Genomic DNA, 17,559 nt, shown 5'->3' on the forward strand with positions numbered 1-17,559 from the left:
GACGTTTGATATCAATCGTATTTAACCTGACAACTCCACTCGGTTTACCTCTACTTTCAACTAAAACTCTTAATTCCTATGTTTAACTCAATACTTCTATAGAACAGCTAGATATTGAACATCCAAACTTATTTATCATTCAAACTGTTCAAGTAGGCAATCAAATCATCGACAGCTTGTTCGTCTTGTAAAACTCTAGCCATCAACACCATCTGAAATCCAAATTGATCATCTGGATGTTTTCCTCTAATCCCTTGTTTAAAGTTTTCAAGCTGTCGCTTTATATACCAATCGTGTTGGCCAACTAATTGAGGTGCACTTAATCCAAAGTTCCCCTCTCCTTCTTTCCCGTGGCACGTTCCACAAGTAACATAGTAGGAATAACCACTTGAAGGATCGCCTTCAACAGTCTTGTCTGCAGGAGAATCGCTAAACGTGCTAATGTACGCAGCAACATCTCTGATTGACTTAGTGTTCGCTAAGGTTCCAGCCATAGCTGCCATCTGCTGACCGAGCGGATCATCTTTATGTGCACCGCGGATCCCTTTTTTGTAATACTCTAACTGTCTGACCAGATACCACTCTGGCAAGCTGGTCAAATTGGGTGAATTCATTGCCAGATTTCCCTCTCCATTTTGACCGTGGCAAGCACCACATACAGCATACAAAGCTTTTCCCTGTTCGGGATTTCCCTCGGCGACTTTTAAAGTCTGCGCAAAAGTAGGCTGGCGATTAAGCCAGGCTTGATAATCTTCAACACTATCAACGACTACCCTGCCACGCATGGTGTGATGGGCTAGCCCGCACAATTCTTCACATAAAATTTCGAAGGAACCTTCCTTGATGGGCGTAAACCAGACATAAGTTACCATCCCAGGAACCAAGTCCATTTTGACTCTAAATTGCGGCACGGCGAAGTTGTGCAAAACATCTTTAGAACGGAGCACAACTTTCACAGGTTTATCTTTCGGTAGATGAACCTCATTGCTGTTAATTAAAATATCATCTCGCCCTGCGGGATCTTTCGGATTAATACCAAAAGGATTTGCAGGTGTGATATGGGCAACTTCTGTTTTTCCTAAAACACCATCTTTACCGGGAAAGCGAAAAGTCCACTGCCATTGTTGGCCAACAGCCTCAACCACATGAGCGTCTTCAGGAACCTCTATAAACTTAGCCCATACAAATAGACCAGGTGCCAGCATAATGGCAACGCCCACTGTCGTAAAAACAGTGAGTCCAAGCTCTAGTTTTTTATTTTCAGGTTCGTAATGCGCTTTAGTATTTTTCTTTTTTTGATAGCGAATAACGGCGTAAGCTAAAAATAAATTTACCGCGACAAATACGATCCCGGTCACCCAGAAAGTGATGTTAATGGTATCGTCGATTGTTCCCCAGTTTGACGCAATAGGCGTAAAATACCAGGGACTAACAAAGTGAAAAATAACCGATCCCACTACCAGAATGATAAGAACAATTGCAATCTTCATAGGCGATGCATTCCTTTGTTATTCTAACTGCGATTTTTAATTTTTTGGTCAGCCATTGGTCGCGGTGTGATAACAACAGGGTAAGACACTCAACAATGACCAGTATTTTTATCCAGTATTTAAATCAATTTCGAACAATAACTTGGGGGCACCGACAAGAAAAACAACAATGGTGCTGCCACTGATATCAAACGAGTTGGGTCAAGCTCGAAACATTTATTTTTAAGTAATCGCAGTTGCTAAAACTTAAATACGTATTAATAACAAAACTACACGACTTTTAACTTTGAAAACGGATTAACAAAATGTCTATCTGTTGCAACTAACTTTGATTCAGGATGCTTTTCCGCCATCATTTTCTTGATAGCTTCTTCCTGCTCTTTAGCCGCATAAACTAAAACCAGGTACTTTCCTGCTTCAATATCATCGTGAAAAGGTTTTATTTTCTTGTTCTCACTATCAATGCCATACAATCCCCCTTCCCAAATACCGAACAAGGTAAAGAAAAGGACGATGACAAAATAAATAGTATTAGAGAGAGGAAAACCAAATGGCTCAAATTTGACGGCTAGACCGATAAGAATCAAAGACAAAACAAAACCAATTATTCCGCCGATTGTGGTTCCTCGAAACAAGTCTAATGTTTCAAGATAATTACTTGAATGGATATGCTTCTGATTTAGACCGGCTTCATCTTTGCTGACGACATGTAAGTACCAATCTAAAAGTCCTGCTTCGTGTAGGTCGTCTGATACACGTTTACTAATGTCTAGAGTAGGTGAAAGATAATAAAAACACTTCATCATTTTTCTCCATAATTGAGAAACTATTATGACTAATTATTTTAACTACATGGGCTTCTTAGGCTCCTTTTTAAAATACCAACTACAACTTTTAACATAGCATAATGTTCATTAAATAGACAATTTATCATTAGGAAAACGCGGACAAATAAAACCCGAAAATTTTAGAAAAGACTATTTTTTCCTTAAAATACAATGGGCAAGAGGCATTAGCACTATCAATGAAATTTTGTGAGGCTCAAGCTCTGGATAAAAACACCAAAATCACATTTTTATTCTAAATCATAGATTATCGAGATAATGAGAACTTGCAGAGCGACTTAAAAGGTCAGTAAAAATAATTCAATGCATAAACGATGCCATGAGTTCAAACTCATTGGTTAACGGCAGTGATTTGACATCCAGTTAACGACAAGTCGTTGCATTTGAATACGTGATGTTGAAAAAGCATGATCACCGGGGATAAATTTGGCGGTAACATTCAACCCATTTATTTTTGAGTAACGCGCGTAGTTTTCTTTTTGCAACTTTGGCGGGGTGACGGTATCTTCTTCCCCCACAATGAGGAGCACATTCTTTCCGCGAAGTTTCTCACCATAATTTCGAGTGTCCATCTTGTTTTGGTGTTTGACCAATTCCATTGCCGCAGATTCACCTGAGAAACTATCTAACATAATCAATTGATCAATATAGTTTCCAATATAACGTCTTGAGTCTGGATTGACCCGCTCACTTTTCGCGATTACTGCTGGATTTGCTGCAGAAAGAGCGGTCACACAGGCTAATGATTTTTCGTTAGTTGCACTTCTTAATGCAGCGTAACCACCAAAAGAATGTCCAACAACTGAAATTTTTTCCGCGTCGACTCGGTAGCGCTGAGCATTTTCTTTTAGAAATTTAAAGGCAGCCAGGGCATCTTCATGCAGTGTAGTAAATGAGTATTTTCCCTCACTCCCCCAAGAACCTCGATAGTGAAAAAATAAAATATTAAAACCTGCTCTGCGTAACGATTGAGCTAGATCGAGGTTCTTTTCGTTTCCAGGTAAACCATGAAGTAACACAATGGTTGGATGTGGCCCTTTGCCATTAGCCGATAGCATGAAACCAGTTAGTTTATCTTTATCAACCGGAATAAAAAGTTCAAAAAATGCTGGTGGATATACAGAGTCAATGTCAACTAAATCCATTGTGACAGGATCGTAATTGCTACTTTCAGCATTTGCATCAAGACTTATCGTTGTAGCGCCTAAAAAACCAGTCGCGACACAAATAATAAGCGTCACGATACAATCAAATTTTCTATGCATAATTTTTCAGGACCTGTTTATCCAGTTTTTTTGTTTATCTGGTTATCAGCGATAAATTGCTCAGGTACAAATTCCTTTCGTTTGAAATCCTTTTTCTTTACAGTATGCTGCCGAATTAACTGCTCTCCGGTTATCCTTTGCGATGGCAGTTCAGTGATTACTTGTTTATCGTAAACTCTTTCTCTTAGCCACTCAACGTTTCGTTTGAGTATCTTTGCCGGTCGACCTGCAACTAAAGCATTTTCTTCATCGAATGCTTTATTCACCAAAGATCCTGTACCAACAATCGAGTTGCTGGAAACACTTGCGCCACGGGTAAAAATGCAATGGGAAGCAACCCACACATGATCACCGAATACAATGTTTTTGGCAAAATTGGTTCTCGCCCCGGTAGCCTTACATAATACGGAATGAGAATCTCCAGTACGCACATCAATATCGTATGAGAACATACAGTCTTCACCAATGATTAGCTTCGACCCTGGCTCTGTTGCGGAAAAATGCACACCTTCAAAAGTCGAGTTTTGTCCAATAGAGATCAAGCAATTGTTATCTTCTGCCCAAATACTGCCTCGTTCATTAAAACGGCAATTAGGCCCGATAATTATTTTGTGATGATCACCATATATATTAAAGCTGACATTATTCAAATACGCGCCAGGGTGAATTAAAATCAAATTATGATCACCGACGATATTAAAAATGACGTTTGAAAATGTAGCTTGTTGATGTTGGATGATGTTGTTGAATCCGCGAATGGCGCGAACAGCTTGATTTACTTTGGAAGACTTTTTAACATTAAGTCGTGAAAGTTTGCGCATATTGTCTCCTGAATTTCCTTATTCAGTTCGATTATTATCCTTATTGAACATACATAGAATGACGGAAATCTTTACCTTAAAGATTTTATTGTATAGAAAAAAAACTCAATGCCCAATAGAAACAAGGTGATATTGACGTGAAATCAACATAAAATTCTCAACGTGAGATTAAATATGCGCAAAAAAGTTGAATAATAGATTGAATTATATTGATTCAGCGCTATGAGTTAACAGCCAGTTAACTCGCTTCTAAAAGCTCACTGTCTGCTAACTCATTTTCATTCCATTCCACCACAGGAAGTTCAATGTTGCCGATTTCAGATAATTGGTCTGAACCAATAGTAATCCTGGTTTCTAAAGATGTATCGGTGACAGATAAAATTTTACGCTGGTAGTTTAGGTACTTAAACCAGACAAGGGTTTCCAAATTAAAATTAATATTACCGTGTCGTATCGCATTAACAAACGCCAAATCTTTTTCGTCGGGATCGATCACCTGGTTGTTAATTAATGCCTGAAGGAGGTTCCCCTTAGACTCTAATATTTCACTTTGAGTGACTGAAAAAACACCACTTCGAGAAAAGCCATAAGGGAATTTTTTCGAATCATAAAAGCGCTTGCTAAGCCATTCTAATCTCGTTTTCATAAAGCGTACTCCTAACCAAAACAAATATCGGATCTGAATTGTCGGTTAAAATACGCTTGTTTTTTGAACTGATTATGACAACTTTGAAGATACAAAGAACTCGCACTAAAACGGCATTTTTAATAACCCATTTCTGATTGTGCGAGTGTTGTTAGACTTAAAGGTTAACCAGGGAACAGGCCTTCTCTTAACACCTTCAACTTCCCTTATACAGGTCATTTAACCCCACGGAAAGGCCATTATCACAGATGACTCGCGCATGCTGCCGACCCAATTCTCGCGGCTCTTTGACGCCACAAGAATGCGCGATAATGCCAACCGCATACATCATATTTTTGGCATAATGAGCGACTCTTTCCGATTTGTTTCTTGGTACCAAACCTCTTTGAAGCTTTTTATCGTGAGTCGCAATTCCGGTTGGACAGGTGTTCTTATTACATTGCAGTGACTGAATACAGCCAAGTGCAAACATAAAACCACGAGCCGAATTACAAAAGTCAGCGCCGACACACAAAGCCCATGCGACATCAGCCGGATTGACCATTTTGCCGGAAGTAAACACTTTGATTCTCTCTCTAAGCCCATGTCGATGTAATGCATCGATTAACATTGGCAAAGTCTCTCGAATGGTGAGCCCCATATCATCCATCAACGTCATTGGCGCTGCGCCGGTGCCGCCATCAGCGCTATCTAACGTAATAAAATCCGGGGCGCATTCCGCACCTCTCTCGTTAATGTACAACATTAAGTCATCAAGCCATTCTGGTGAACCGACCACCGCCTTAAACCCGACAGGTTTGCCAGTGACCTCTCGAACATGATTCACCATATTAATCAAATCTTCATTACTGTTAATATCAGGGTGTCTATTTGGACTGATCGAATCTTCACCTACTCTAATACCTCGAATTTTAGCAATTTCTTCGGTCACTTTTTCTCCCGGTAATATTCCACCTTTGCCGGGTTTTGCACCTTGAGAAAGTTTAATTTCAAATAATCTGACTTGTTCGTGCCCCGCCACTTCCCTGAGCTTGTCATCATTCAAATTACCTTCCTCATCGCGGACACCATATTTAGCAGTACCAATTTGGAAAACAATATCAGCACCACCTTTCAGGTGATAAGGGGATAAGCCACCTTCGCCAGTATTCAACCAAGTTCCGGCTTTCGCCGCGCCATAAGAAAGTGCTTTTACTGCAGGCTCAGAAATAGCGCCGAAACTCATTGCAGAGACCCCGAAGAACGAACTGGTTGTCCATGGATGACGAGTGTTTTCACCAATAGTGACCGGCCTGGGCGAGACCGCATCTTTTTTCATTGTTGGATAAGGACAGTTAACAAAGAGAACATTACCGACCTTCCTGGTATCACGGGTGGAACCAAATGCTATTGTGTTATCAATGTTTTTTGCAGCCCTGTAAACCCAACTCCGTTGTGCCCGATTGAATGGTAACTCTTCTCGATCCATGGCGAAAAAATATTGTCTGAAAAATTCACCAAGGTGCTCAAACCAATAACGAAATCGTCCTATTACCGGATAATTACGTTTTACCGCATGAGTTGTTTGTAATCGGTCGAATACATAAACGACTAAAATAGTCGCCACTCCGATCCCGACGGCAATGACAAATAAAAGTGCAGCCCATTGAAAAAAAACTGCCAGCGCCGTTTGAGTTTCCTGTGAAAGCATCTGAATTCCTCCCGATTTTGTTATTTTTATAAAAGGAAGTCCTTTTTAAAAACAACTAATTAAAAATAGCATTCTTTTGATAAAAACCTCTTTAAAAAAGCAGCTTTACTGCGATAAAGGTGAGAAAAATTCCCATTCCCCAATCAATATAATGACCGTGGGTATCGTACCAGTTTAGTACAACTTTTCGTGAGAATATCCAGGCCACTAATACAAACCAGAGTATGGTGTACAAAACCAGCCAAAGACCATAGAGCCCTTGAAATAACATCGGCGTAGTCGGACTGACAATATTGGTAAACAAAACCAAAAAAAATACCGTGACTTTAGGATTAAAAACATTGGTTAAAAATCCTTGTCTAAATGCCTGAAATGAACCAATTTCAACGGGTTGAAACTCAAACTCAGTTGTCGATTGTTTGGCGCGAGAATGAAATGCTTGCCACGCTAACCACAATAAATAGAATGCGCCAACGGCCTTAATTATTGTAAATAATGTTTCTGATTGCTGCAGGATAATTGCTATCCCTAACAAAGTGTAAATCAGATGTACTGAAATTCCGCAACCGACTCCTATTGCAGTAAGCATACCTGCCGACTTGCCTGTTCGTAGCGTATTTTTTAGAACAACAGCAAAATCAGCTCCAGGACTAGCAACTGCAATGATGTGAGCAATACTGAGCAAAATAAATTCGTTGAGCATTGAGTTTTATTAACCTTCTCTCACCTCACCTATCTAGAGGCGTGAAGTGCAAAGTTTGTTACAGAGATAAATTATTTTCTTATTTTTCCAGTTAAATTAATTTTACTTAACCTGAGTTGGGGATAAGAAAAGCCAGAAAAATTTTCGAAGTAAAAAAGTAAAGCCACTTAGTAATAAGTGGCATTCAAAATTCGGTAATCAATCGAAAAAATTAATATTTTACGCAGACATTTTTTGCTTCGGTGAAAAAACGCATTGCCTCCAGACCGCCTTCGCGTCCAACGCCTGAAGATTTTACGCCACCAAATGGCGTCCGCAAATCGCGTAGCAACCAGGTATTAAGCCAGACAATGCCAAAGTCTAACTCGCGAGAAAGTCGATGACAGCGCTTAATATTATTGCTCCAAACAGACGTTGCCAGACCATACTCTGTTCCATTGGCCAGACTAATCGCTTCATCATCGCTATCAAAAGGCTGCAGTGTACAAACCGGCCCAAAAATTTCTTCCTGATTGGTACGACACGCCAATGGCAAATTTTCAATCACTGTCGGCGCTACAAAATATCCTTCCTCACATCGGCCGGGAACAGAAACCTGTTTTCCACCACATAAAATATCACCGCCTTCCTGCTGCGCCAATTCAATATACGACAGCACCTTTTCCATGTGCGATCTGGAAACTAGCGCGCCGTGCTGGGTTGATTCATCCAAAGGATCACCAATACGAAGCTTCTCAACTTTGGCTACCAATGCCTGTTTAAATTTTTCGTAAATAGGCCGTTCGATATAAATTCGCGAACCACATAAGCAGATTTGTCCCTGGTTTGAAAAAGCCGCGCGTGCCACTTCGCTTACCGTACTTTCAAAATCACAATCGGCAAAAACTAAAGTCGGATTTTTTCCGCCTAACTCCAGCGAAGTTTTTTTCAACATCGGAGCCGCAATTGAAGCAATGTGTTTACCGGTTGCACTACCGCCAGTAAAACTGATAGCTTTAATTTTTTGATGTTCAACAATCGGCCCACCAATCGAAGGTCCGGTACCATGTAAAATATTGATAACTCCTTTCGGGATACCAACATCAATACAAAGTTTTGAAAATAAATATGCGGTCATCGGAGTTACTTCAGAGGGTTTAGCAATAACACAATTTCCAGTCGCCAGTGCCGGGGCAATTTTCCAGGTAAATAAATACAACGGTAAATTCCACGGAGAAATGCAACCAACAATCCCAATTGGTTCGCGCAGTGTGTAGTTAACGCCGACGCTTCCCATACTGTGCGACTCACTGGCAAACTGGGTGGCAGCATTCGCAAAAAAGCGAATGTTAGCTGCACTACGATAACTATCAACCGCTTTGGCAAAAGTAATCGGCTTACCATTGTCGATTGCCTCTGCTCTAGCCAAATCATCACTCGCGCTATCAATCGCGTCAGCCAGTTTTAAAAGTAAATTGGAGCGTTGCTCAGCGGGCATTTCTGCCCATTCCTTTTGCGCGGCCTGTGCTGCTTCGACTGCTAGCTCGAGATCTTGCTGATTGGACTGAGGAATAAGAGAATAAATTTTTCCTGTGGCGGCTTCATAATTATCAAGATACTCACCACTTTGCGGCGCTACCAGTTCACCGTTAATATAGTTTTCGATTTTTTGCATCGTTAATACCCGAAATGTTATTTCTGAAATAAACAATATTGATGATGACAGACTCGAGCACGCATAAGTGCTTTATCTTTCGCGCAGAATTAAAGACAGCTGGTTCTGCCACCATCAACTGGTAAGCTAACGCCGGTTATATAACCCGCAGCTGGTGACGCTAAGAACGCGACCGCATTAGCAAACTCTTCAGCTTCACCAAATCGACGCATTGGAATAATCGATTTTTCTTCCTCTTCCATGGCTTCAATACTGACACCTTTTTTGGCCGCCTTGTTTTTAATTATCGCTTCAAGACGAACCGTATTTGTCGCACCCGGCAGGACATTGTTCACTGTAATATTGAATTGGCCCAGCTCGTTAGCCATCGTCTTAGCCCAACTGGCAACGGCTCCGCGCACGGTGTTTGAAACACCAAGATTCGGCAACGGTTGCTTTACGCTGGTAGAGATCACGTTAATAATTCTACCAAATCCAGCCGCTTTCATTCCTGAGATTAGTTTCTGTGAAATTTGATGATTGTTAATCAAGTGTTGATTAAAAGCCGCCAGGAACTGTTCGTTTTCGGCGGAGTTCGCCGGGCCAGGCGCGGGGCCGCCGGTATTATTAATTAAAATATGGTATTCAGAAACGACTTTCAATTGCTCGTCTACCGCCCCGGCAACCGCAGCAGTGTCGCTAAAATCCGCGCAAATAGCGCTATGTTGCTGCGTTCCATTATTGGCGAGTTCAGCTTTAACCTCATTGAGCTTTTCGAGATTACGTGCAAACAAAGTCACATTAGCCCCCATTTTTGCCAGTTGAACAGCAATGGCTTTACCCATACCTTGGGAACTACCGCAAACAAGTGCGTTTTTATTTTGTAAATCTAAGTTCATAATTTCGCCCATTTAATCATGCATTCTATTATTTGATTTGAGTTTTTCTACGACCAAGAGTGTTTAGTTTCGACCAATTCTCAATCAGTTTCAGCCGTCAATCGCACCATGGTGAGAAAAAGATAGAGGTCACTTTATAGCAGGCAGACTTAGGTATCAATAGTCAGCATTCTTGATCCAGCTGCATCAATGAGATCGTCGCTCCCACCAGCCGAGGGCGGCGTTGTATTTGCTTAGTTCTTGACCAAAACAAGGATTGTGTTCTCTCCTTAACGTCCCGGAATACCGTAGCGTCCAGAGAGAACAATAAAGATCTATTGATAAAGTAGGTGAAAATTCTGAAGATTCAGCTATTCAGGCCAAGAAAAGCCCTGAATAGCTTATTAACCTGAACTCGGGATAAGAACAGCCAGAAAACGTTTAGATTTTAAGACATTACTAACCTATCGTTAAAGACAGGCAGTAAAAGGCGAGGCGGAAAATCGGCCAGTGCAAGTCTTTTAGCGGATATCAAGGCGAGTTTGCGTGGTAATAGCCAGCTATTAGTAGCAAATTCAACGCAGAGAGCCGCTAAAAGACTTGTGCTGGATGGTTGGTCTTATCCCGAATTCAGGTTTATTAGTTAACCTGGGACGGGATGATAGCTAACCTTTAATCGCTTTTAAGACGCCTGCCTTATCCAGTCCGCAGCGGGCTAACAGATCGACCGGCTCACCATGTTCGACAAAACGATCAGGAAGCCCCAGGTTCAACACCGAAATATTAATTCCGTTGGCATTCAAAAACTCGCCCACCGCACTGCCAGCTCCACCTGCTATCACATTCTCTTCAAGGGTCACCATGCGCTGGTGCATATCAGCCATCTGGGTAATCATCGCTGCATCTAGCGGTTTTACAAAACGCATGTCAACGACTGTCGCGTCAATTTCTTCGGCCACTTCTAGCGCTACCTGGAGTAAACTACCAAAAGCGAGCAACACCGTATCACGCCCCTCTCTTCTAATGACCGCTTTGCCAATTTCGATAGTTTCCAGATCATCGCCCGCTTCAACACCAACGCCTGCACCACGAGGATAACGCACAGCTGCCGGCCCCTGATGATAATAACCGGTTGACAACATTAAACGACACTCTCTTTCATCACTTGGCGTCATGACAACCATGTTTGGAATACAACGTAAATAGCTTAAGTCGAACGCACCGTGATGAGTTGCTCCGTCACCGCCGACAATTCCGCCTCGATCTATCGCAAATAAAACATCGAGATCTTGTAGCGCAACATCGTGAATTAACTGATCATAAGCCCGTTGTAAAAAAGAACCGTAAATAGCACATACGGGTTTCGCATTTTCGCACGCCATGCCTGCGGCTAATGTCACGGCATGCTGCTCAGCAATTCCCACATCAAAATAACGCTCAGGATATTGTCTGGAAAAGGCAATGAGATCAGAACCTTCTCGCATTGCCGGTGTAATCCCCATCAGCATTTCATCCTGAGCAGCCATATCACACAGCCAATGACCGAACACATTCGAATAAGTGAGTTTCTTCTTGGTTTGTGGAAGTTCTTTATCTTGAGGATTAAAAACCGGGACTGCATGATATTTAATCGGGTCTTTTTCGGCAGGCTCAAAACCCTTGCCTTTGCGGGTCACCACATGAAGCAACTGCGGCCCCTTCAACGCTTTTATGTTACCGATTGTGGTCAGTAATGTTGGCAGGCTGTGACCATCGATAGGTCCAATATAGTTAAAACCCAGTTCTTCGAAAAGCGTTCCAGGTAATACCATACCTTTCATATGTTCTTCGACACGATGGGCCCACTCGGAAATGGTCGGCATGTTTTGTAAAACTTTTTTACCGCCTTCTTTGACGCTACTATAAAATTTACCGGATAGCACCTTCGCCAGATAATTATTTAACCCCCCTACGTTTTCTGAAATCGACATATCGTTGTCGTTTAGAATAACGGTCAGGTTGGCATCTAAATCGGCAGCATGGTTGAGTGCTTCAAAGGCCATTCCCGCTGTCATGGCACCATCGCCGATGACAGCAACGAATCGTCTTTCGTCTCCACTCGCCTTGGCAGCGACCGCCATGCCCAACGCCGCGCTAATCGAGGTACTGGAATGACCAACGCCAAAACAGTCATACTCACTTTCAAATCGACTGGGGAAAGGGTGAAGACCGTCGGTTTGCCTGATCGAAATAAGTTCTTCCTTTCGTCCGGTTAATACTTTGTGGGGGTATGCTTGATGGCCGACATCCCAGATAATCTTATCGATTGGAGTGTCGAATAAGTAATGTAAGGCAACCGTTAATTCGACAGTTCCCAAGCCAGCAGCAAAATGTCCACCACATTGGCTGGTAGACTCAATTAGAAATGCTCTTAACTCATCAACAATTGTCTGTAAGTCACTTCGCGCTTGTTCGCGAAGATCTTCCGGCAAATTGATATGAGCTAAATTTGGGTATTTATCTGGGGTACATAACATATTTTATCTTAATCTACAGATTCATAAGCTTTGGCTTTCAACACTAAGCTTTTTTTAATTTCTTAATCTAATACTCGCGCTGAATAATGTACTGCGCAAACGCGGCTAGATTATCACTGTTATAGGGTATCTGATGCAAGGCATCTAATGCCCTGTCGACCAACTTGCTAGCATGAAGCTTGGCGCCTTCTAAGCCAAGCAGTGCCGGGAAAGTCGACTTATTTTTTTCTTGATCAGACCCTTGGGGTTTACCTAAAGTCTCTGTATCCGCTTCAATATCAAGAATGTCGTCTCTAATCTGAAAGGCTAACCCTAAGCTCTGGCTGTAAACGCCTAACAAGCCCATTAGCTCTTCGTCACGCAGATCACTGGCGAGATATCCCATTTTAACTGAAACATCAATCAATGCCCCGGTTTTCATACGATGCATCGACTCAAGTGTCTTAAGGTCAATTTCCCTGTCGGTCATTTCCAGATCAATCGCCTGACCGCCGCCCATTCCGAGAGAACCACTAGCCCTGGTGAGCTCAGTCAGCATTTGCAAACGAGATTCCGCAGATATATTTAAACGCGGCTCACTGGAAAGTATTTCAAAAGCTAATGTTTGCAATGCATCCCCAGCCAAAACCGCTGTCGCTTCATCAAATGCAATATGACAAGTTGGTATGCCTCGCCTTAAATCATCATCATCCATGCAGGGAAGATCATCATGAATTAACGAATAAGCATGGATCAGTTCAACAGCCAGCGCAGGGATGTCCAACAGCGAGCGTTCAACACCTAGCATTTCGCCCGTCGCATACACAAGCGCAGGCCTCAGCCTTTTACCCGGGTTTAAAGCGGAATGGCGCATTGCCTGGTGTAACCTTTGAGGTGCTTGAGTTTCCTTAGGAAGAAACTCATTTAAGAGCCCTTGTACACGTTGCTGAGTGAGTTTAAGAAAAGGGCGATGCGGCATATTTAATAATTCTTCTGATAATCGTTTATATCGGTTTTAAGGCTTAATCTTTTGAAAACTCTTGCAGCTGCTCACCTTCATCACCCTGTGTCAGTATCGCAACCTTCTGTTGAGCTTGATTCAGCAATTGCTGGCATTCGCGCGTGAGTTTTACTCCCTTCTCAAATTGAGAAAGAGACTCTTCCAGCGGCAATTCCCCTTTTTCCAGGTTTTCAACAATCATTTCCAATTTCTTTAATTGGTCTTCAAAAGTCTCATTTTTAGTGCCTTTACCCGCTTTGCTTTTCTTTTTAGCTTCGGGGCTATTGTCAGCGACATTGGCCTGTTCGCTCATCAGAATACACTCGTGTTTAAAAATGGGGCGTTATTGTCTCGCATTTCACTGTTGAAAGGAATATTAAACATGCAAAATTGAGTCAATGAGCGGCAAGCCAACATTATCTGACTGTTTAAGTGACTGCCAGGGCTTCGGTTTAAGCGTTTTTTGTCACGCAATCATTGGTTATCAGCGTGACAGTTTTGAGAAAAACCGGACTTCTCTCGAAATCTGCAGTTGTTGATAAACATGGGACTTGCTTTACGCTAAAATGGCGGCCAACAAATTCTGGTGGAATAAAGGTATTAGTCGTATAAATAAACACACGGTACTGGAATTGTTGAAAATCTTGGCTAACCTTTGAGTAAGTAACAATAAAATGATGAGTTGCGACTTGAAACAGTAACGCAACCAACTGAAATAAAAGAGGCTTTTTAATTTGGATATAGCAACGCTGGTAGGGTTACTTGGCGCAATAGCCATGGTCGTTATGGCAATGGTCATCGGCGGCAGCGTCCTGACCTTTATCGATGTTCCTTCAATATTAATCGTTGTGGTGGGCACTCACTTTGTCATTATGATGAAATATTCTCTGGGCGACTTTTTGGGCGCGGCCTCGTCAGGAATGAAAGTACTGACTTTTAAGTCTCCAGATTGTGATGAGCTGATTGAAAAAATTGTCGAATTGGCCGATATGGCTCGCAAAAGTGGTTTGTTAGCATTGGAAGGCGCCGACATTAGTGACCCTTTCATGAAAAAAGGCATTGGATTATTGGTGGACGGCCATGACGGAGATGTTGTTCAAGCGATTTTGGAAAAGGATGTTCAAATGGCGTCGCAAAGGCACGCCAATGGCGCTGGCGTATTTAAATCAATGGCTGATATTGCACCAGCCATGGGAATGATAGGCACTTTGATCGGATTGGTAGCAATGCTTTCCAATATGGACGATCCAAAATCAATCGGCCCGGCGATGGCCGTCGCTCTATTAACCACGCTTTACGGAGCGATTATGGCTAACATGGTCGGCATTCCAATCGCAGATAAACTAAATCTTCGAGATAACGAAGAAAAAATCTCCAAAAAACTGGTGATTGATGGTCTATTAGGTATTCAGGCCGGCCAAAATCCGAGAGTTATTGAACAAGTCCTTCATGGCTACCTCGCAGAAAGCAAACGCCCCTCAGCGGAAGAATAGTTTAATATCATGCAAGAATGTTCTCATAGCCTACGACTTTATCAATAGAGCCGATTCAATGACCCCGTTTAACGAGCAATTAAATTAATGAGTAACCAAGAAGAATGTGACTGCCCTCCCGAAGGACTCCCTCAGTATATGGGAACTTTCGCTGATTTGATGGCGCTGTTGATGTGCTTTTTCGTATTGTTACTTTCATTTTCAGAAATGGACGTGCTCAAATTTAAGCAGATTGCCGGCTCTATGCAATTTGCGTTTGGTGTCCAGAACAAGGTAGATGTCAAAGACATTCCGAAAGGCACCAGCATCATCGCGCAAGAATTCTCTCCGGGCAAACCCAAACCTACTGTGATCGAAGCCATCATGCAGCAAACCATTGATGTGACCAAAGAGACTTTAGAGTTTGACGAACCGGACGAAGATGATCCCGATGAAGGCGAAGGAGAACAATCTAACAAAGGAGAAGGCGATCAATCTGACCAGGGCACCGGTGAACAGTTGAGTAGTGAAACAGAAGAAGAGAGAGCCGCTCGTTTAGCCAAAGCCCAGGCCGAAGCCGAAGCACTAGCACAATCAATCGCCAGCGAGTTGCAGCGGGAAATTATCGACGGCCAGGTTGAGTTGTTAGCAAAAGGCGCCTATGTCGTTATCCGCATCAGAGAGAAAGGCTCCTTCGCCTCAGCTTCTGATACTATCGAGGAACAATTTGTCCCGGTCTTAAATAAAATTGAGACAATTCTCAGCGAAACAGAAGGTGAAATTCGAGTTGCCGGACATACAGATAACTTGCCAATTAATAATGAATATTTCCGCTCCAACTGGGAACTCTCTGGTGCTCGCGCCGGTTCAGTTACTCGCGAGCTACTTAAGAGTGGTTTGTTGGAAAAAACTCGCTTTGTTATCACTGGTTATGCCGACACCAAACCAATTGCCGATAATCAGACCTCTGAAGGACGCGCGACGAATCGCCGGGTAGAAATCATCATTGTGAAAGGCGAGCAACCAGAGGGAGAAGTCGTTGGAGTTGGTCTGGAATCACCAACCGGAGAATAGTTTGCTGTCGGCTCTTAGTCTCAACAATTAATTGGTTAAATCACTGGCTATACTTATCTAAAATTTAACGGCTGATCGTCTGCAAAATCGACAATCTACAAATCGATATTTTGCATTAACAACAATACTGATTTAACCTGAATTCGGGATAAGAGCTCAGGTTACTTGAACTCGGATTACTTATAGCGCTAGCGAAAACAAGTTATCCCAAACTCATCAGGTGAGTTATTCGTGGTGCTTGTATGTAAGATGCCAATTTTTAACTTCGGATAAATCAAACACCCAGTCGTGCAAATTGTCACCCCTTTGCTCAACTGGCATTCCAGCTCTGATCCATCTTTCAACAGTCGTTACTGATACATCCATAATGTTAGCGAGGGAATCTTTACCGGCAACTTTATCATTTGGCGAAAAACCAGGATGATCACTAATTTCCGAGCGATTTTGTCGCCTTTTTGCTTGGCGTAAATAATTTGAACTTCTCATATGTCACACTCGTCAGACCACGATACACCCTTTAAATATAGTCCATATTTGGGGGGTTTAGCCTAAAAAAGTGCGAATTTTTACAACTTTAATTTTTCAATATTGAAGTATTTTTTCAAACCGACCAAAGTTCGCAAATAAGACCGTATAAAACTTTCATTTCATAGAACTTTTCCGAATTGAAATAGGTTTGTCTGTTTTTGGTATACGCCTTGATAAGATTAGCTTCCTGGTGCGGTTCTAATTCAAAATTAACGCTCACTCCCGCAAGGTCAAACAAGGGATCGCTCAGGCAGGCATATTCCCAATCAACCACATACAATTGATTTGAACTAGCAGTTTTCGAGCAAAGAATATTGCCGGGCGACAAATCATTGTGACAAGTGTTCGAAGGCGAAAAACTTTTCAGATTATCTAAAGCATGTAAATAAAGTTTTTTATGGAGAAATCGCCGTTCAGGGGACTTTTGATTAGCAAGTTGGTAGTAGTTATCCAGGTGGCTGCGAATGTCCAACATTGGCAAAGTATCAATACTATTGTGCAAACTCGCCAAGAATGAACACAGCTGTTCACAAAAACTTCTGTCATCAAAATATCGAACGTTGGTCGCCTCAGCCTCAACCCACTCAAAAATACGTATCTCATCAGTGTCCAGAAGACAAGTAGCTAACCATGGCATCAAATTCTGATTATCAGAAATCACCTTACAAACTGGAACAAAGGATTGGTTGGGCAAGTGGATAAACTTATCCTGATCAAGGAGCTGAATGAAAAAGAAATCAGCGCCAAACTTAACTCGATAACTAAAATTGGTAACTCCGCCGCCTAATGGTGTCCAGCTTCTTTTATTGTAAAGTTGTGACGGGCTTGGACTAATCGAGCCTTGAGTAAAGTGGTCTGAACCTGTCTGACTAGTTTTTGTTTTACGTGGTCCAGCTTGGCTGCTTTGATACAGCGTATGCACCAACTTTTGCCAAGCTGAACTTGAATAATGCCACCAATCAGGCGCTTCTGTTTTCATCAAGAAATAAATTCATAAAAGAGCGTCTCCAAAATAAGTA

At 42.1% G+C, this 17,559-nt stretch carries 16 protein-coding genes; 2 read left to right on the forward strand and 14 right to left on the reverse strand.

From position 1 onward, the window contains the following. Positions 1-128: 128 nt before the first annotated feature. From FLL46_RS20575 to FLL46_RS27885, 12 genes are all read right to left on the reverse strand, one after another. Entirely contained in the window at positions 129-1,490 is a 1,362-nt protein-coding gene (locus FLL46_RS20575; RefSeq protein WP_142933231.1) for a c-type cytochrome, read from the reverse strand. 269 nt (positions 1,491-1,759) lie between these two features. Then, positions 1,760-2,296 carry a hypothetical protein gene (locus FLL46_RS20580; protein WP_142933232.1) on the reverse strand — a complete coding sequence of 179 codons (537 nt, stop codon included), beginning with the start codon at positions 2,294-2,296 and terminating at the stop codon, positions 1,760-1,762. A 377-nt stretch (positions 2,297-2,673) separates the two neighbouring features. Then, positions 2,674-3,600, reverse strand: coding sequence for an alpha/beta hydrolase family protein (locus FLL46_RS20585; protein ID WP_142933233.1), 927 nt, complete (start codon positions 3,598-3,600; stop codon positions 2,674-2,676). Positions 3,601-3,617: 17 nt separating this feature from the next. Then, positions 3,618-4,421: an acyltransferase gene (locus FLL46_RS20590; protein ID WP_142933234.1), complete on the reverse strand. Its 804-nt coding sequence runs from the start codon at positions 4,419-4,421 to the stop codon at positions 3,618-3,620. Positions 4,422-4,659: 238 nt separating this feature from the next. Next, positions 4,660-5,067: a DUF413 domain-containing protein gene (gene maoP, locus FLL46_RS20595; RefSeq protein ID WP_142933235.1), complete on the reverse strand. Its 408-nt coding sequence runs from the start codon at positions 5,065-5,067 to the stop codon at positions 4,660-4,662. 196 nt (positions 5,068-5,263) lie between these two features. Further along, complete coding sequence (locus FLL46_RS20600; RefSeq protein WP_142933236.1) at positions 5,264-6,757, reverse strand: FMN-binding glutamate synthase family protein; 1,494 nt, start codon at positions 6,755-6,757, stop codon at positions 5,264-5,266. 91 nt (positions 6,758-6,848) lie between these two features. Continuing rightward, a complete protein-coding gene (locus tag FLL46_RS20605) occupies positions 6,849-7,460 on the reverse strand; it encodes a LysE family translocator (protein ID WP_142933237.1) in 612 nt (203 codons plus the stop codon). A gap of 211 nt (positions 7,461-7,671) precedes the next feature. Next, positions 7,672-9,114, reverse strand: coding sequence for an aldehyde dehydrogenase (locus FLL46_RS20610; RefSeq protein WP_142933238.1), 1,443 nt, complete (start codon positions 9,112-9,114; stop codon positions 7,672-7,674). A gap of 89 nt (positions 9,115-9,203) precedes the next feature. Then, positions 9,204-9,992 carry an SDR family oxidoreductase gene (locus FLL46_RS20615; RefSeq protein ID WP_168204264.1) on the reverse strand — a complete coding sequence of 263 codons (789 nt, stop codon included), beginning with the start codon at positions 9,990-9,992 and terminating at the stop codon, positions 9,204-9,206. A 644-nt stretch (positions 9,993-10,636) separates the two neighbouring features. Further along, on the reverse strand, positions 10,637-12,487 hold the full coding sequence (gene dxs, locus FLL46_RS20620; protein ID WP_142933239.1) for a 1-deoxy-D-xylulose-5-phosphate synthase: 1,851 nt from the start codon (positions 12,485-12,487) through the stop codon (positions 10,637-10,639). Between the two features lie 67 nt (positions 12,488-12,554). After that, entirely contained in the window at positions 12,555-13,445 is an 891-nt protein-coding gene (gene ispA, locus FLL46_RS20625) for a (2E,6E)-farnesyl diphosphate synthase (RefSeq protein WP_142933240.1), read from the reverse strand. Between the two features lie 43 nt (positions 13,446-13,488). Then, positions 13,489-13,779 (reverse strand): exodeoxyribonuclease VII small subunit, encoded by a 291-nt coding sequence (locus FLL46_RS27885; protein ID WP_142933241.1) that lies wholly within the window; start codon positions 13,777-13,779, stop codon positions 13,489-13,491. Positions 13,780-14,200: 421 nt separating this feature from the next. On the opposite strand from FLL46_RS27885, the gene pomA reads away from it, so the two are divergent. Beyond that, a complete protein-coding gene (pomA, locus tag FLL46_RS20635) occupies positions 14,201-14,959 on the forward strand; it encodes a flagellar motor protein PomA (RefSeq protein ID WP_142933242.1) in 759 nt (252 codons plus the stop codon). 87 nt (positions 14,960-15,046) lie between these two features. Next, positions 15,047-16,012 (forward strand): flagellar motor protein MotB, encoded by a 966-nt coding sequence (locus FLL46_RS20640; protein ID WP_142933243.1) that lies wholly within the window; start codon positions 15,047-15,049, stop codon positions 16,010-16,012. A 225-nt stretch (positions 16,013-16,237) separates the two neighbouring features. Here FLL46_RS20640 and FLL46_RS20645 read toward each other — a convergent pair whose 3' ends face one another. Together FLL46_RS20645 and FLL46_RS20650 are read right to left on the reverse strand one after the other, a co-directional pair. After that, positions 16,238-16,498: a terminase small subunit gene (locus FLL46_RS20645; protein WP_142933244.1), complete on the reverse strand. Its 261-nt coding sequence runs from the start codon at positions 16,496-16,498 to the stop codon at positions 16,238-16,240. Between the two features lie 115 nt (positions 16,499-16,613). Then, a complete protein-coding gene (locus tag FLL46_RS20650) occupies positions 16,614-17,519 on the reverse strand; it encodes a phosphotransferase (RefSeq protein WP_142933245.1) in 906 nt (301 codons plus the stop codon). Between the last annotated feature and the right edge of the window lie 40 nt (positions 17,520-17,559).

The organism is Aliikangiella coralliicola, from assembly GCF_007004725.1.
GTDB lineage: Bacteria > Pseudomonadota > Gammaproteobacteria > Enterobacterales > Kangiellaceae > Aliikangiella > Aliikangiella coralliicola.